We start from the raw sequence: 16,118 nt of genomic DNA on the forward strand, positions 1-16,118 counted from the left end.
CGATGTCCGTCAACCGTCCCGAATTGGGGCGCAGTTTTTCCCAAATGCGGACGCCTGCTGGCCTGAACATTTGTCAGTTTTTCTGAAAACGCATAAGGAATAGCCAGTTAGCCGATTTTTATGTCAGTTTTAAAAATGCCTAAATGCTGGTCCTGAGGCTTGAATCAGCATGACGGAATGGAGTATAGGACCCCGCGTGAGAGCTGTTCTTCAGGAGAATCGCGTTGAGTGAGAAGATCGACCTTAGCAGCTACGTCCTCTCGGAAGATGATGAGTTCATGAATGCCAATCAGAAGGCATACTTCCGAGCCAAGCTCATAGCCTGGAAAAATGATATCCTGAGAGAAGCGCGCGAAACGCTCGACCACCTCGCTGAAGAAAGCGCAAACCATCCCGATCTCGCCGACCGGGCCTCCTCCGAAACCGACAGGGCCATCGAACTTCGTGCCCGCGACCGTCAGAGAAAGCTGATCTCCAAGATCGACGCGGCTCTGCAGCGCATCGAAGACGGCACCTACGGGTATTGCGAGGAAACCGGCGAACCGATTGGTTTGAAGCGCCTCGATGCACGGCCGATCGCAACGCTTTCGATCGAGGCGCAGGAGCGCCACGAACGTCGGGAAAAGGTCTACCGGGACGAATAGAACCGGTCAGCCCAACCACCGAACTCAGAAATTTCCAGGCACGCCTTCACCGCGTGCCTTTTTTGTGCGTGAACGGCGGTTGGCGTCGTCAGGGACGGTCATCGCGGGTCACCGACATTTCGCCGAAGATGCGCGCCACTTCCTGCTGCAGGGAGGGTTCCGGCGTAGCACCGGTCAGCCGCGGACTGGCCGGATCACGCCGCGGAAAGGCGCTTGCCGGTTGAGCCGCTGCCGGTGCGGGGTGCACATCGGCCAGATTGTTGGCCATCTCTTCTTCCAGAATGCGATCGAAATCGCTGCCGAGGCCGCGCGGCGCCGGGTTTTCCGGCTGCATTGCGGCGGGCGTGGCGGGGGGCGGCGTATCCGGCGCCGCGGCTGCGGTGGCCATGCTCGGGGCAGGTGCGGCAGACTGGGAGGCGGGAGGCGTGCGGTCGAGCGCCGGCTGGAAGACCCGGCGGCGCGCCGCATCCAGCGCGTCGCTGGCGGCACCGATATCGGGCACGTTCGTTTCAACGGTTGGACGGGATGGTGCTGGAGCCTCGATCTCGGCCATCGTGTCCCGTGCGGGTCGGGGTGATACGGCCGGTTCGGTAACGCGCGGTTCCGGTGCTCGCGGTTCCTCGGCACGCGGTGGCGGCGTCACCGGTTCGAACACACGGGGGTTCGGGACCTGCGTGTCCGGCTGAGCGGCGGCCTGAGGCGCCTGGGGTGCTTGGGGTGCTTGGGTCGTATGGGCAGCGGCGGCCGGTTCGGCCTTTGGCGCGACGGACGGTCGCGGCTCGCGGCGAGGGGCTGCAGAGGCCGGCGTCGCGGCCACGCGTTCGCGCAGCGACATGGTCGGGATCGGGGCGGGTTCGACGGCCGTGAGCGGGGCAGCGGACGGCGCCGACAGTTGCGGCGGACGGGGTGGAGCCTGGAGGCGTGGTTCGGCTGCAGGCTCGGCCAGGGCAGGCGGTTCCGCCTCCGGCGCGGTCAACGAGACCGGCCGTGCCTCGGCCGCACCGATGCCGCTTTCGATCACGACATCCGTCGGGCCGCCGATCATCACCAGGTGTTCCACATCATCACGGCGGATCAGCACGATGCGGCGGCGGGCATCCACGGCGGCGGCATCGAGAACCTGCAGGCGCGGCTGTCGGTTCTTGCCGCCTCGCAGGAAGGGGGCTGGCCCCTGTCTGCGGCGCATCAGCATCAGCACGACGACGAGGCACAGCAGACCCAGCCCGACACCGGCGATCGCGATGAACAGCCGGCTGCCGTAATCGCTCATCAGATCCTCGAACATGCGGTCATTCTCCTTCGTGTCGTCTCACGTCTGCCGTGCTTTCAGCCAAAAGGCCAGAGCCGTCCCTGTGTCTTCCCGTCGTCTCCGGCGTTTGGCCACACCAGAAACAACCGGCGCCGCACCTCGCAAGGCTGCGGCAAGCCTGTGCGAGGATACCGGAGATTGAGGTCTTCGCGCGGCAGTGCAATATGTGGGCATGAATATGGACCGTGCGGCGGCGGGAGCAAGTGCAGCGGCGGCGTCTTCAACCGCTTTCTGCACGCTGGTGCTTTTGGCATGCCCCGCAACTTGCTAAGGAAGACAGGTGGACCGATTCCATGGCCGTCCCTTTCGCGACCGGTCGAAATGCGAGGTATGATGACGAAGTCGCAGCCGGCCGGCAGCTATGATGCACCCCTGGTGGACCGCGGCAGGCGGGGCGGAACAGTTTTGCGCCTGCTTCTGCTGGCGCTGGTGCTGATCGGCGTTTCCATCGCCTTCGTGATCTTCAAGGGCGTGATGGACAACGAACTCGTGCTCGGCATCCTCGGGGTGCTGGCCATGGTCGGCATCTTTTTTGTCATCTCCTCGATCATCGGCCTTGTCGAAGTCATGCCGCAGTCGCGCTCCGACGAGTTTGCCGGCAGCTATCTGGCGAGCCATCCGGACGGAATCCTGATCACCGATCCGCGCGGGCGCATTCTCTATGCCAATGCCGCCTATGGACGGCTGACGGGGGCAACCAAGGCCGCCAATGCGCAGTCGCTGGAGGCGCTTCTGTCGAAGAACCGGGAGGCGACGGAAGCGCTCTACCGGTTGACGACCGCGCTGCGCGAAGGCCGCGACGGGCACGAGGAATTCCGGCTGCTGAAACCGCTCGGGCGCAATTCGGCGAGCGGCTCCGGTGCGCACTGGTACCGGCTGAAGGCGAGGCTTCTGACCTCGCCGCAGCAGAAGGCGCCGCTCGATGTGTGGCAGATTGCCGACATCACCTCCGAGCGCGAGGAGCAGGAGCGGTTCTTCCGCGAATTGCAGAACGCCATCGATTACCTCGACCATGCGCCGGCCGGTTTCTTCTCCGCCGGCAAGAAGGGCGAGGTTTTCTATCTGAACGCGACGCTCGCCGAATGGCTGGGTCTCGATCTCACAAAATTCGCTGCCGGATCGATGACGATTGCCGACATGGTGGCCGGCGAAGGCATGGCGCTGATCCAGTCCGTTCAGGCCGGCCCCGGCCAGACGCGCACCGAAACGCTCGATCTCGATCTTCGCCGCGCCAACGGCCAGAGCCTGCCGGTGCGGCTCGTCCACAGCGTGTCCTCCATGCGCGACGGGGCGCCCGGCGAAAGCCGCACCATCGTTCTCGCGCGGCCGAAGGGCGAGGGGGCGGATCAATCGGCCTCGGCGATGCGGTTTACCCGCTTCTTCAACAACACGCCGATGGCGATTGCCTCGATCGGCCGCGACGGCCGGATCCTGCGCATCAACGCGCCCTTCCTGCGGCTGTTTGCGGGCGTCGTGTCCCGCGACGAGGTGGAGACCGGGGCAACGCTCGATGCCATCGTGCATGACAGTGCGAAGGCCGATCTCGAACGGGCGCTTGCTGCCGCCAAGGACCGGCAGGGCGATATCGCGCCGATCGATTGCCGCCATCCCGGCGACGAAACCCGCCACGTGCGCTTCTACGTCAATGCCGTGATCGACGAAAGCGACGAGGCGCCGGAAGAGGTGGCGATCGTCTACGCCGTCGAGACGACCGAGCAGAAGGCGCTCGAAACGCAGATGGCGCAGACGCAGAAGATGAATGCGGTCGGCACGCTCGCCGGCGGCATCGCGCATGATTTCAACAACGTGCTGACCGCCATCCTGCTCTCCTCCGACCATCTGCTGCTGCAGGCGCGTCCCTCGGATGCCAGCTTCGCCGACCTGATGGAAATCAAGCGCAACGCCAACCGCGCCGCCGTGCTGGTGCGCCAGCTGCTCGCCTTCTCGCGCAAGCAGACGATGCGGCCGGCCGTGCTGAACCTCACCGACGTGGTGGGCGACCTGCGCATGCTGGTGGACCGTCTGATCTCCGGCACCAATGTGAAGCTGGAGGTGGATTACGGCCGCGATCTGTGGCCGGTGCGCACCGATCTGTCGCAGTTCGAGCAGGTACTGATCAACCTCTGCGTCAATGCGCGCGACGCGATGCCGAGTGGTGGCCAGATCCGCATCCGCACCCGCAATGTCGATGCGGCGGAAGCCGCCGGTTTTGCTCAGGCCCGCCTTCCGGCGGAAGATTTCGTGATGGTGGAAGTGACCGATAGCGGCACCGGCATTCCGCCCGAGATCATGGACAAGATTTTCGAACCCTTCTTCACCACCAAGGAGGTGGGCAAGGGCACCGGGCTTGGCCTGTCGATGGTCTATGGGATCGTCAAACAGTCCGGCGGCTACATCTATCCCGAATCGGAAGTGGGCAAGGGCACCACGTTCCGCGTCTTCCTGCCGCGGCATATCCCGGAGGTGAAGCCCGTGACGGAGGCTTCCGCCGAGACCGGTGCGACGGGCGAGCAGCCGCCGGTCGCGGCCGTCGCCGCTGCGCCGGCCAACCAGGATGTGGATCTGACCGGCAATTCCGCCGTCGTGCTGCTGGTGGAGGACGAGGAAGCCGTTCGCCGCGGCGGAAAACGCATGCTCGAAACGCGTGGCTATACCGTGCACGAGGCGGGCTCCGGCACGGAAGCGCTCGACATCATGGAAGAGCTGGACGGCAAGGTGGATATCGTCGTCTCCGACGTCGTGATGCCGGAGATGGACGGGCCGAGCCTGCTGCGCGAACTGCGGAAAACCTATCCGGACCTGAAGTTCATCTTCGTCTCCGGCTACGCGGAAGATGCCTTTGCCCGGAACCTGCCCGCCGATGCCAAGTTCGGCTTCCTGCCAAAGCCGTTTTCCCTGAAGCAGCTGGCAGTCGCCGTGCGCGAAATGCTGGACCGTAAGGACTGATGGCTTGCGGACCGCTGCCCGAATCGGGCGCGGAAGCCCGTTACGCGCATGAGGCTCGCGGCCCGTCTTCCATCGTTGACAACGTGCGGGACGAAAAGAGAACGAAGACCAGATTTTTGTTTTAAGGCAATGGCTTAAATGGCTCTTGCAAAATGAGAACAAAAAGAGTACATATTCGTCATCCGATGTTTGTTGCCCGCCGGGCTGCAATAACCTAAAGGTGGATCAGATGGCACAGAATTCATTGCGGCTGGTAGAGGACAAGACGGTGGATAAGAGCAAGGCGCTGGAGGCGGCCCTTTCGCAGATCGAACGCTCCTTCGGGAAGGGTTCGATCATGAAGCTCGGCGCGAACGAGAGCGTGGTCGAGATCGAGACGGTATCGACGGGCTCGCTGAGCCTCGATATCGCGCTCGGCATTGGCGGCCTGCCCAAGGGCCGCATCATCGAGATCTACGGCCCGGAAAGCTCGGGTAAGACCACTCTGGCGCTGCAGACGATTGCGGAAGCCCAGAAGAAGGGTGGCATCTGCGCCTTCGTCGACGCCGAGCACGCGCTTGACCCGGTCTATGCCCGCAAGCTTGGCGTCGATCTGCAGAACCTTCTGATTTCGCAGCCCGATACCGGCGAGCAGGCGCTGGAAATCACCGATACGCTGGTGCGCTCCGGTGCGGTTGACGTTCTCGTCGTCGATTCGGTTGCGGCGCTGACGCCACGGGCCGAAATCGAAGGTGAGATGGGCGACAGCCTGCCGGGTCTGCAGGCGCGACTGATGAGCCAGGCGCTGCGCAAGCTGACCGCCTCGATCTCGCGCTCGAACTGCATGGTCATCTTCATCAACCAGATCCGCATGAAGATCGGCGTGATGTTCGGCTCGCCGGAAACCACGACCGGCGGCAATGCGCTGAAATTCTATGCTTCGGTGCGCCTCGACATTCGCCGCATCGGTGCTGTGAAGGAGCGCGAAGAGGTTGTCGGCAACCAGACCCGCGTCAAGGTCGTCAAGAACAAGATGGCGCCGCCCTTCAAGCAGGTGGAATTCGACATCATGTATGGCGAGGGTGTGTCGAAGACCGGCGAACTGGTCGATCTCGGCGTCAAGGCCGGCATCGTCGAAAAATCCGGCGCCTGGTTCTCCTACAACAGCCAGCGGCTGGGGCAGGGGCGGGAAAATGCGAAGACCTTCCTGCGCGACAATCCGGAAGTGGCGCGTGAGATCGAGCTGTCGCTGCGCCAGAATGCCGGCCTGATCGCCGACCGTTTCCTGCAGAACGGCGGGCCGGATGCCAATGACGGCGATGGGGATGCCGACTCCTGATCGGGCGGATCGTCTCGGATCGAATTTGAAAGCCGGCCGCGCATCGCAGGAAGATGTCCGGTCGGCTTTTGTCGTGCTGGACAGGGTCCGGCTGGAACGATAAAAGCCAGTGGTTTTTGACGCGGTAAAACCGCCCGGGCGGGCGGGGGAACAAGGGCTGTTGCATGAGTGGCGTGAATGAAATCCGGTCGACCTTCCTCGACTACTTTCGGAAAAACGGTCACGAGATCGTTTCCTCGAGCCCGCTCGTGCCGCGCAACGACCCTACATTGATGTTCACCAATGCCGGCATGGTGCAGTTCAAGAATGTCTTCACGGGCCTTGAATCCCGGCCCTACTCCACGGCAACGACCTCGCAGAAGGTCGTGCGCGCCGGCGGCAAGCACAACGATCTCGACAATGTCGGTTACACTGCACGACACCTGACCTTCTTCGAAATGCTCGGCAACTTCTCGTTCGGCGACTATTTCAAGGATCGCGCGATCGAGCTTGCCTGGAACCTCGTGACCAAGGGGTTCGACCTGCCGAAGGACCGGTTGCTCGTGACCGTCTATGCGGACGATGACGAGGCCGCGACGCTCTGGAAGAAGATCGCCGGTCTGTCGGACGACAAGATCATCCGCATCCCGACCTCGGACAATTTCTGGCAGATGGGCGATACCGGTCCCTGCGGTCCGTGTTCGGAAATCTTCATCGATCAGGGCGATCATGTCTGGGGTGGGCCTCCCGGTTCGCCGGAAGAGGATGGCGACCGCTTCCTCGAATTCTGGAACCTCGTTTTCATGCAGTTCGACCAGTCGGCGCCCGGCGAGCGCACGCCGCTGCCGCGGCCGTCGATCGATACCGGCATGGGGCTCGAGCGCATGGCCTGCATCCTGCAGGGGGTCTCCAGCGTGTTCGACACCGACCTCTTCAAGGCGCTGATCGCTGCGACCGAGGATGTCATCGGCGTCAAGGCCGAGGGCGACCAGGCGGCGAGCTTCCGCGTCATTGCCGATCACCTGCGCTCCTCCGCCTTCCTGATTGCCGATGGTGTTCTGCCGTCGAACGAAGGCCGCGGCTACGTGCTGCGCCGGATCATGCGCCGCGCGATGCGCCACATGCAGTTGCTGGGCGCGCGCGAGCCGTTGATGTACCGTGTTCTGCCGGCACTGGTCGGCGAAATGGGCCGCGCCTATCCGGAGCTCGGACGCGCGGAAGCGCTGATTTCGGAAACGCTGAAGCTGGAAGAAGGCAAGTTCCGCACGACGCTTGCCCGTGGTCTGTCGCTGCTCTCTGACGCGACCGAAAGCCTGCACAAGGGCGATTCGCTCGACGGTGAAACGGCCTTCAAGCTGTATGACACCTATGGTTTCCCGCTCGATCTGACGCAGGATGCGCTTCGCGCCCGCGGCATCGGCGTCGATCTGACCGGCTTCAACGACGCCATGCAGCGCCAGAAGGCGGAAGCGCGCGCCAACTGGGCAGGCTCCGGCGAAAAAGCCACCGAAGGCGTGTGGTTCGAACTCAAGGAAAAATTCGGCGCGACCGAATTCCTCGGCTACGACACCGAGAGCGCCGAGGGTGTGGTGCAGGCGATCGTCCGTGACGGCGCCGTTGTGACGGAGGCGAAAGCCGGGGAGAGCGTGCAGATCGTCGTCAACCAGACGCCGTTCTACGGCGAATCCGGCGGCCAGATGGGCGATACCGGCGCCATGTCCACCGATGGCGCCAAGCTTGTCGTGACCGAGACGCAGAAGAAGGGCGAAGGCCTCTTCGTTCATTCGGCAACGGTTTCCGACGGCACGCTGAAGGCCGGTGATGCCGTGGTGCTGACGGTCGATCATAACCGCCGCTCGAAGCTGCGCGCCAATCATTCCGCCACCCACCTGCTGCACGAGGCGCTGCGCGAGGTGCTCGGCACCCATGTGGCACAGAAGGGTTCGCTCGTTGCACCGGAGCGCCTGCGCTTCGACGTCTCGCATCCGAAGCCGATGTCGGCGGAGGAGCTGCAGAAGGTCGAGGAGATGGCGAACGCCATCATCCTGCAGAATGCGCCGGTTACGACGCGCCTGATGAGCGTCGATGACGCAATTGCCGAGGGCGCCATGGCGCTGTTCGGCGAAAAATACGGTGAGGAAGTGCGCGTCGTCTCGATGGGCACCGGTATCGAAGGCTCGAAGGCCGGCAAGGCCTATTCGATCGAACTCTGCGGTGGCACGCATGTGGGTTCGACCGGCGAGATCGGCCTCGTGCGCGTGCTCGGTGAAAGTGCCGTCGGTTCCGGCGTGCGCCGCATCGAGGCGGTGACGGGCGAGGGCGCACGCGCCTATCTTGCCGAGCAGGACGAACGGGTGAAGGCGCTTGCGTCTGCGCTGAAGGTGCAGCCGGCCGAGCTTCTGCCGCGTGTCGAAGCGCTGATGGAAGAGCGCAAGAAGCTGGAAAAGGAACTGGCGGATGCGCGCCGCAAGCTTGCCATGGGCGGCGCCCAGGGCGGTGGCGCGGCTGACGTTCGCGAGATCGGCGGCGTGAAATATCTCGGCAAGGTCGTCACGGGCGTCGATGCCAAGGACCTGAAGGGCCTGGTGGACGAAGCGAAAACGGGCCTTCAATCCGGCGTCGTCCTGCTGATCGCTGTCAGCGAAGACGGCAAGGCCAGTGCCGTGGTGGGTGTGACGGCGGATCTGACGGCGCGTCTGAGCGCCGTGGATCTGGTCCGGGTCGCCTCGGTCGCACTTGGCGGCAAGGGCGGCGGCGGGCGGCCGGACATGGCCCAGGCCGGTGGTCCGGATGGCGACAAGGCGGACGCGGCGATCGAGGCCGTGGCTGCGGCCATCGCCGGCTGAACGCCGATTGTGTGAGGCAGATACGGCAGGGACCGGGGTTTTCACCCGGTTCCTGATCGTAAAGGATGAGGAGGCGCCTGTGACGCTGGAAGTCGTGACCGAGGAAATCGGCAGCGCCGCGGGCGACGAGACCGGCGGCGGGCTGGATAGCCTGCCGGCGGAAGACGCCGGCTTCCTGCACGGGATCTATGCGCAGGCGCCGCAGACGACCGCTTTCAACAAGCTGCGCAAGCGCCTGCTACGCCAGGTGCGCCAGGCGATCGATGATTTCGGCATGCTGAAAGACCAGCGCCGCTGGCTGATCGGGCTTTCCGGCGGCAAGGACAGCTATTCGCTGCTGGCGCTGTTGATGGACCTGCAGTGGCGGGGGCTTTTGCCCGTCGAACTCGTGGCCTGCAATCTGGACCAGGGCCAGCCGAATTTTCCCAAGCACGTGCTGCCGGACTACCTTTCCGGCATCGGCGTCAAGCACCGGATCGAATATCGCGATACCTATTCGGTGGTGAAGGAAAAGGTGCCGGAGGGCGCTACCTATTGTTCGCTCTGTTCACGTCTGCGACGCGGCAATCTTTATCGCATCGCCCGCGAGGAAGCCTGTGAGGCCCTCGTGCTGGGCCATCACCGCGACGACATTCTCGAAACCTTCTTCATGAATCTCTTCCATGGCGGCCGGCTGGCCGGCATGCCGGCAAAGCTTCTGAACGATGAGGGCGATCTCTTCGTGCTGCGGCCGCTCGCCTTTTGTGCGGAAGAGGATCTGGCGAAATTTGCCGCGGCCATGCAGTTCCCGATCATCCCGTGCGACCTCTGCGGCTCGCAGGACGGGCTGCAGCGCAATGCGATGAAGCAGATGCTCTCCACGATGGAGGCGCAGATGCCGGGCCGCAAGGATCGCATGCTGCGGGCGCTTGGCCACGTAAACCCCTCGCATCTGCTCGATCCCAAGCTTTTCGATTTTGCCTCCCTTTCTCCCTCTCCAAAAGACTGAGGTTTTTCAATGCCGATTGATGTAATGGCGCTGGCGGACGTTTTGCGACGGGCTGCCAAGGCGGAAATCCTGCCGCGGTTTCGCCGCCTCAACCTGGGCGATGTGCGCGCCAAGTCGGAAGCGACCGACCTGGTGACCGAGGCGGACGTGAATGCGGAGCGGATGATCCGGGCCGAACTGGAACACCTGATGCCCGAGGCGCTGTTCATCGGCGAGGAATCGGTGGCAGCCGATCCGGCGCTTCTCTCCAGGTTGAAGGATGCGGACCTGGCGGTGATCGTCGATCCGGTGGATGGCACCTTCAACTTCGCTTCCGGCATCCCGGCCTTCGGCGTCATGGCTTCGGTGGTTTACCGGAACGAGACGGTGGCCGGTATCATCTACGATCCGATGGGCGATGACTGGGTCATGGCGGAAAAGGGCAGCGGTGCCTTCCTGCGGCGGCCGGATGGCGATTCGATGCGTCTGTCGGTGGCGGCGGCGAAGCCGCTCGACGCCATGATCGGGATGGCCTCTGCCGGTTACTTCTTCGGCGAACAGCGGGAGAAGATCCTCAGCAACCTCGCCAAGGTGCGGATGTTCGCCTGCTATCGCTGCGCGGCGCACGAATACCGCACGCTGGTCGGCGGGCATGTCGATTTCGTCATGTACAACAAGCTGATGCCCTGGGACCATCTGGCCGGCACGCTGATTGCGCAGGAAGCCGGTGGCCACGCGGCGCGTTTCGACGGCAGCCCGTATCGCCCGACCGACCTGGAGGGTGGGCTGCTGGTGGCCACCAATCCGGAGAGCTGGCGCGAACTGCGCGACCAGATCATCGCCTGAGAGCCGTTCCCCGGCATGTTGCTGAACAGCAGAAAGCCCTGGCATCGAATGGATGCCAGGGCTTTTCTATTGCCAATGCCGGTTCTGTCAGACGCGCGGATTGTGCGCCTGGAAGAGTTTGCCCCGTTCGGCGATCAGCACGAAGAGCAGCCCGACGAAGGAGACCGAACAGAAGCCCGCCACCATCGGCAGTGCCGTGCCGTTGAAGGCCTGGCCGATGACGGCGCCGATCGCAGCGCCGCCGACCGTGCTCATGAAACCGAGCACGGAGGAGGCCGTGCCTGCCACATGGCCGAGCGGCTCCATGGCCAGCGAATTGAAGTTCGCCCCGATCCAGCCGAACATGAACATGGCAAGCCCGAAGAAGCTGATGAACAGCAGGAAGGGCATCGGCTGCGGGCCGATGAGCTGGACGAACAGCCAGAGCACGGTGATCAGGATGAAGGCGAGCAGCGAGGCGTGCGATAGCCGGCGCATGCCGAACCGTCCCACCAGCCGCGCATTGATGAAGGATGCGAGCGACATGAAGGCGGCCACGGCGGCAAAGGCAACCGGAAACCACGGACCCAACCCGTAGATGCCGACATAGACCTGCTGGGCCGAATTGATGAAACCGAACAGGGCGCCGAAGATGAAGGTTGCCGCGATTGTATAGCAGAGCGCGATGCGGTTAGTGAGAACGATGCGGAACCCGTCGATGATCGAAGACACCGTCAGCGGCCTGACGTCATCCGGCGCCAGCGTTTCCGGCAGCCGGATCATCATCCAGGCCAGGATCGCCATCGCCATGACCGCGATGAACAGGAAGATCAGGTGCCAATCCCCGCCCAGCATGATCAGCTGGCCGGTTCCCGGCGCGATGATCGGCACGATCATGAAGACCATCATGATCAACGACATCACTTCGGCCATGGCACGGCCGCCGAAGACGTCGCGCACGATCGACACGGTGATGACGCGTGTGGAGGCGGCACCGGCCCCCTGGATGAAGCGCAAAGCCAGAAGGCCGCCAAACGAGGGGATGGCGACGATGGCAAGCGCACAGATGATGTAGAGCGAAAGCCCGAAGATCATCGGCATGCGCCGCCCGAAACGGTCGGAGATCGGCCCATAGAGCAATTGGGCAAAACCGAAACCGAAGAGATAGGAGGAGACGATGAACTGGCGTTCATTGACATCCTCGACCTTGAGTGCGGCTCCGATTTCCTGGAGCGCCGGCAGCATGATGTCGATGGCGAGCGCATTGAGCGCCATCAGCATGGCCATCATGGCAATGAATTCCGCCTTGCCCATGCCCTTCAGACGGGTTGGGGCGGCGTTTGTAACGGTTGTCACGATCCAAATCCTAAAAATACAAAGGCGCCGCGGGATGGCGGCGCCTCGATCTGTGTCGATTGAAGCCGGACAATCCGGCAAGAGGCCCGGTTACGCAGCGCCGCGAACGGCGATGCCCTGTTCCTGAAAATGGCTCTGCAACTCGCCGGACTGGAACATTTCGCGCACGATGTCGCAACCGCCGACAAATTCGCCCTTGATATAGAGCTGCGGGATCGTCGGCCAGTTGGAATAGTCCTTGATTCCCTGGCGGATCTCCTGGTCGGCGAGAACATTCACGCCCTTGTAGTCGACGCCGAGATAATCGAGAATCTGCACCACCTGGCCGGAGAACCCACACTGGGGAAACTGCGGGGTGCCCTTCAGGAAGAGCACGACGTCATTGCCCTTCACTTCGCTGTCGATCAATTCGTGAATTCCGCTCATGGCTTCAATCCTTTCCGTCCCGGGTTCAAGGTCCGGGTTTTCGAGCCTTTAGATAACATGGCGCGCGTCAATTTCCAGTCGTCACCGGTGTCTTGATCCATCAATTCGCCTGATGGGAGGCCGTATGCGCGCGTCTCAGTCGGGGGCGGAGGTCTGAAGCGCGAGAGCGTGCAGGACGCCACCCATGTTGCCCTTCAGTGCCTCGTAGACCATCTGGTGCTGCTGCACGCGGCTCTTGCCGCGGAAGGCTTCGGCCACGACTTCCGCCGCATAGTGATCACCATCACCGGCGAGGTCCCGGATCGTGACCTTGGCACCCGGAATCCCTGCCCTGATCATGTCTTCAATATCGCCCGGGCGCATCGGCATCTTGGTCATTCCTTCCTGTCAGTCACGTCATGCTTTTTCATCAGAGTGCCAAAAAGCACGCGATTGTCAAAGCGCTTCGCTCGTTGTTCACGCCATAAAGGTCGGGAACCAGCTTTCATGTGCATTGACGAGATCGGTGACCGCGACATCGACGATGTCGTCGATCACCAGGCGCTCGCCGCCAACCGTTCCCAGCGTGCGGAACGGAACGCCGGCTGATTCGGCACTGGCGCGCACGAAGTTGGCAAGGTCGGCCGGAACCGCGATGACGTACCGCGCCTGGTCCTCACCGAAGAGCAGGGCATGCGGCGCGCCCTTGCATTCACCTAGCGAAAGCGTTGCGCCCTTGACGGCTCCCATGCAGATTTCGGCAAGGGCGACAGCAAGGCCGCCGGACGAGATGTCGTGACAGGCCGTGACCTGGCCGTTGCGGATGTTGCTGCGGACGAAATCCCCGTGGCGACGTTCGGCGGCGAGATCGACGACTGGTGCCGGGCCCTCGGTCGAGCCGAGCAGATCGCGCAGGTAGACGGAGGAGCCGAGGTGACTGCCGTCAACGCCGATCATGATCAGCACGTCGCCATCCTTGACAGAGGCGATGCGGGCCATCTTCGACCAATCGGGCAGGAGGCCGACGCCGGCAATCGTCGGGGTCGGCAGGATCGCGATGCCGTTGGTTTCGTTGTAGAGTGACACATTGCCCGAGACGATCGGGAAATCGAGTGCACGGCAGGCTTCGCCGATGCCCTGGATGGCGCCGACGAACTGGCCCATGATCTCCGGCTTTTCCGGGTTGCCGAAGTTGAGGTTGTCGGTGGCGGCGAGCGGCTCGGCGCCGGTCGCGGTAATGTTGCGCCAGCATTCCGCCACCGCCTGCTTGCCGCCTTCGACCGGATCGGCCTCGACATAGCGCGGCGTCACGTCGGAGGAGAAGGCGAGAGCTTTGGTCGGATGGCCTTCGACGCGCACGACACCCGCATCGCCACCCGGAAGCTGCAGCGAATTGCCCTGGATCAGTGTGTCATACTGTTCGTAGACCCAGCGGCGGCTGGACTGATTGGCAGAGCCGACGAGCTTCAGCAGCGCCTCGTTGTAATCGGACGGGGCTGCGACCTGATCGGCGGGCAGCGGCGGGCGGGCATTGGAGGCCTGCCAGGGGCGGTCATATTCGGGCGCCTGGTCGCCGAGATCCTTGATCGGCAGATTGGCAACTTCCTCACCCTGGTGGATGACGCGGAAGCGCAGGTCGTCGGTGGTCTTGCCGACAATGGCGAAATCGAGGCCCCACTTGACGAAGATCGCCTTGGCGACCTCTTCTTTCTCCGGCTGCAGAACCATGAGCATGCGCTCCTGGCTTTCGGACAGCATCATCTCGTAGGCGGTCATGCGTTCTTCGCGCACCGGCACCTTGTCGAGGTCGAGTTCGATGCCGAGGTCGCCCTTGGCGCCCATTTCCACCGCCGAGCAGGTGAGGCCGGCCGCGCCCATGTCCTGGATCGCGATGACCGCGCCGGTCTTCATCAGTTCCAGGCAGGCTTCCAGCAGGCACTTTTCGGTAAAGGGGTCGCCGACCTGCACGGTCGGGCGCTTTTCCTCGATGGACTCGTCGAATTCCGCGGACGCCATGGTGGCGCCGCCGACACCGTCACGACCGGTCTTCGCGCCCAGATAAACGACGGGCAGGCCGACGCCCTTGGCTTCCGACAGGAAGATCGCGTCGGACTTCGCAAGACCGGCAGCGAATGCGTTGACGAGGATATTGCCGTTGTAGCGGGCGTCGAATTCCACTTCGCCGCCGACCGTCGGCACGCCGAAGGAGTTGCCGTAACCGCCGACACCGGCGACGACGCCGGACACCAGATGTTTGGTCTTCGGATGGTCCGGCGCGCCGAAGCGCAGCGCATTCATGGCAGCGACAGGACGGGCGCCCATGGTGAAGACGTCGCGCAGGATGCCGCCGACGCCGGTTGCGGCGCCCTGGTACGGCTCGATGTAGGAGGGGTGGTTGTGACTTTCCATCTTGAAGACGACGCAATCGCCGTCATCGATGTCAACGACGCCGGCATTTTCGCCCGGGCCCTGGATGACGCGCGGCCCCTTGGTGGGGAGCGTCCGCAGCCACTTCTTCGAAGACTTGTAGGAGCAGTGCTCGTTCCACATGGCCGAGAAGATGCCCAGTTCCGTGAAGCTTGGCTCGCGGCCGATCAGGTCAAGGATCCGCTGGTATTCATCGGGCTTCAGGCCATGGGCGGCAATGAGGTCGGGCGTGATCGCAATCGTGTTGGAAATGGTCATCGTCTTCTCTAGTGGCGGTCCGGAATGGCGTCTCTTTAGCCTAGAAGGCCGAAGGGCGCGACAGGAATTTTCCCGTCGCGCCCTGCTGATTGTCTGCCGATTGCGGCTCGAGCTTCAGAACTTGTAGCCGACCATGACGCCGGCGCGGGTCAGCCCGCTGTTGTCGTCGCCGCACAGGCTGGCATGTGATGAATGTTCGACCTGGGCAACGATGCTCCAGTTCTTGTCGAGATTGACGCCTGCGGCCAGATATTCGTGGAACAGCGTTGCGCAGCCGACGAAGGGGCCGCGGGTGCCGTCATTGTGCTTCTTCGCGTCGGTCAGCGCGCCGCCGAAGCCGGCTTCGAGGAAGAAACGCTCGTTGAGATGCGCCGTCCAGGAGAAGCCGGCATAGATCTGGTTGGCTTCGCCCGCCGTCGAGACGTCACCGCCGACATGGACACGGGGCCGCGCCAGGCGTTCCCAGCCGGTTGCCGACTTGGAATCGAACGGATCGAAGAACAGCATGCCGGAAATGAAGACGCCCTTCTCGTCGTTCAAATACGTGTTGTCGATCGCACCCAGAACGCCAAAGCGGGCTTCGTCGAAAATCTTATCTTGGGCGAAGGAGGCGTTGGTGGAGCCGGCAAGGGCGCTGGCTGACACCGCCAGGGACAGGGCAAGCCGCGTCAGCATTGATGTATTCGACATTCCGGTCTGGTCTCCGAATCGGATATGGGCGAGCCGGCGTTTTGGCCGAAGCACCGCGGTGACGGAAACTAAACCTTCGCGATTGCTTATGACAAGTGCGAAAAAGGCCAAAAGGTGGCGAGCTCTGTCTGTAACGACCCGCTGTTGC

General features: G+C 63.2%; 12 protein-coding genes. 6 read left to right on the forward strand and 6 right to left on the reverse strand.

Annotation, left to right across the window (positions count from 1 at the left end):
- The first annotated feature begins 224 nt into the window (after positions 1–224).
- Positions 225–644: an RNA polymerase-binding protein DksA gene (gene dksA, locus G6N78_RS13670; RefSeq protein WP_165219299.1), complete on the forward strand. Its 420-nt coding sequence runs from the start codon at positions 225–227 to the stop codon at positions 642–644.
- 88 nt (positions 645–732) lie between these two features.
- On the opposite strand, the gene G6N78_RS13675 is transcribed toward dksA, so the two are convergent.
- Entirely contained in the window at positions 733–1,929 is a 1,197-nt protein-coding gene (locus tag G6N78_RS13675) for a flagellar biosynthetic protein FliO (RefSeq protein ID WP_165219301.1), read from the reverse strand.
- A 357-nt stretch (positions 1,930–2,286) separates the two neighbouring features.
- On the opposite strand from G6N78_RS13675, the gene cckA reads away from it, so the two are divergent.
- The 5 genes from cckA to G6N78_RS13700 all read left to right on the forward strand — a co-directional run bounded on the left by cckA (position 2,287) and on the right by G6N78_RS13700 (position 10,855).
- Positions 2,287–4,899, forward strand: coding sequence for a cell cycle histidine kinase CckA (cckA, locus tag G6N78_RS13680; protein ID WP_165219303.1), 2,613 nt, complete (start codon positions 2,287–2,289; stop codon positions 4,897–4,899).
- Between the two features lie 229 nt (positions 4,900–5,128).
- On the forward strand, positions 5,129–6,217 hold the full coding sequence (gene recA, locus G6N78_RS13685; RefSeq protein WP_165219305.1) for a recombinase RecA: 1,089 nt from the start codon (positions 5,129–5,131) through the stop codon (positions 6,215–6,217).
- A gap of 164 nt (positions 6,218–6,381) precedes the next feature.
- Positions 6,382–9,042: an alanine--tRNA ligase gene (gene alaS / locus G6N78_RS13690; RefSeq protein WP_165219307.1), complete on the forward strand. Its 2,661-nt coding sequence runs from the start codon at positions 6,382–6,384 to the stop codon at positions 9,040–9,042.
- A 151-nt stretch (positions 9,043–9,193) separates the two neighbouring features.
- The gene (gene ttcA / locus G6N78_RS13695; RefSeq protein WP_370691523.1) at positions 9,194–10,030 is read left to right on the forward strand and encodes a tRNA 2-thiocytidine(32) synthetase TtcA; all 837 of its coding nucleotides are present in this window, start codon (positions 9,194–9,196) and stop codon (positions 10,028–10,030) included.
- Between the two features lie 9 nt (positions 10,031–10,039).
- Positions 10,040–10,855, forward strand: a complete 816-nt coding sequence (locus tag G6N78_RS13700) for an inositol monophosphatase family protein (protein ID WP_165219309.1) — start codon at positions 10,040–10,042, stop codon at positions 10,853–10,855.
- Positions 10,856–10,942: 87 nt separating this feature from the next.
- Here G6N78_RS13700 and G6N78_RS13705 read toward each other — a convergent pair whose 3' ends face one another.
- The 5 genes from G6N78_RS13705 to G6N78_RS13725 all read right to left on the reverse strand — a co-directional run bounded on the left by G6N78_RS13705 (position 10,943) and on the right by G6N78_RS13725 (position 15,970).
- Complete coding sequence (locus G6N78_RS13705; protein ID WP_165221788.1) at positions 10,943–12,148, reverse strand: multidrug effflux MFS transporter; 1,206 nt, start codon at positions 12,146–12,148, stop codon at positions 10,943–10,945.
- A gap of 132 nt (positions 12,149–12,280) precedes the next feature.
- Complete coding sequence (gene grxD, locus G6N78_RS13710; protein WP_165219311.1) at positions 12,281–12,616, reverse strand: Grx4 family monothiol glutaredoxin; 336 nt, start codon at positions 12,614–12,616, stop codon at positions 12,281–12,283.
- A gap of 135 nt (positions 12,617–12,751) precedes the next feature.
- The gene (locus G6N78_RS13715) at positions 12,752–12,985 is read right to left on the reverse strand and encodes a BolA/IbaG family iron-sulfur metabolism protein (RefSeq protein ID WP_165219313.1); all 234 of its coding nucleotides are present in this window, start codon (positions 12,983–12,985) and stop codon (positions 12,752–12,754) included.
- Positions 12,986–13,072: 87 nt separating this feature from the next.
- Positions 13,073–15,280 carry a phosphoribosylformylglycinamidine synthase subunit PurL gene (gene purL, locus G6N78_RS13720; protein ID WP_165219315.1) on the reverse strand — a complete coding sequence of 736 codons (2,208 nt, stop codon included), beginning with the start codon at positions 15,278–15,280 and terminating at the stop codon, positions 13,073–13,075.
- Positions 15,281–15,394: 114 nt separating this feature from the next.
- On the reverse strand, positions 15,395–15,970 hold the full coding sequence (locus G6N78_RS13725) for an acyloxyacyl hydrolase (protein ID WP_234905805.1): 576 nt from the start codon (positions 15,968–15,970) through the stop codon (positions 15,395–15,397).
- Positions 15,971–16,118 lie beyond the last annotated feature (148 nt).

Source organism: Allorhizobium pseudoryzae, assembly GCF_011046245.1.
GTDB lineage: Bacteria > Pseudomonadota > Alphaproteobacteria > Rhizobiales > Rhizobiaceae > Neorhizobium > Neorhizobium pseudoryzae.